At 42.1% G+C, this 1,019-nt stretch carries 1 protein-coding gene; it reads right to left on the minus strand.

The window, feature by feature from the left end:
- A partial coding sequence (locus GYY69_RS12640) for a two-partner secretion domain-containing protein (RefSeq protein ID WP_174798004.1) occupies positions 1-911 on the minus strand: 911 nt, incomplete at its 3' end.
- Positions 912-1,019: the final 108 nt, after the last annotated feature.

A 1,019-nucleotide genomic window follows, 5' to 3' on the forward strand; every position in this document is an offset into this window, starting at 1 on the left:
AAGTTGATTTTGCCCGCATACATGCCACCAAGTGCAGAAACATCTATCGACACTTCGGGTTTGTCGTCGGTCTGCCCTGACAATGCCGTGATATGTTGCCCATCTCGGCTCACTTTATTACGACCCGTCACGACGTTTAAGTCCTTCGCCCATACCGATGAGTTAATCGATACCGTCCGCGCAATTAAATCCGTGTAACGTTGCCCTGAACTATCCAGCCCTTTCCCTGTGACCGCTATATGCCCTTGCTCAACCTGATAACCCAACAAATCACCATTCTCAATTAGCGGCTTACCTGTCGTGAGCGTCCCCCGACTCGCATTGATAAATCCACAACCATTACACGTAATACCCGATGGATTAGCAATAACAACCTGAGCTTTTTGCCCCGCAACTTCAACCACCCCATTTAATTGGCTTGGATTGCGTGAATTCACTTCGTTTAATATGATTTTTGCACTGCCCGACGCATTTAATAACTCATTACCTTGTACATAACCCCCAATTTGTGTTTGGCTAATTTTGCTGCTGTTATTTAAAATCACTCCTTGCTTCGAAACATCAAATTGCTGGTATTTATTATGTGATACCCCTTTTCTATTTGGCGTTTGAATATTGACCTGTGTGGTGCCATTTGCTGCCGAAGTCACCAACGGTTGCTGATGTTTGTGTGCGTGTTTATCCGCAACAATATTACTGCCATAAACCGGCGAGCTAATACTCACAAAGCCTAATGAAATAGAGATTAAAAAGGTTATCGGCCTTAAGGTAACAAAAAGCGATTTTAGTGACGATTGTTTTTCTGTCGATGACGTCTGTTCACTACCTATCGGAGTTTTAGCAATATCCGCAACCACCATCTGCATGCCACGTTTTTTGTTAAAAATCACGCGATATAAATGCCTGTTCATCGTTTTGTCCTTATTTTCATTACCTTAATTATTCTAGTGTCTCGATAGCTTTAACTACTCTATATTCTTGATGCTAGATGTTAATAATTCCAGTTTACGTTAAACCCT

The sequence above is a fragment of the Gilliamella sp. ESL0250 genome, assembly GCF_013345045.1.
Taxonomy (GTDB): Bacteria; Pseudomonadota; Gammaproteobacteria; order Enterobacterales; family Orbaceae; genus Gilliamella; species Gilliamella apicola_H.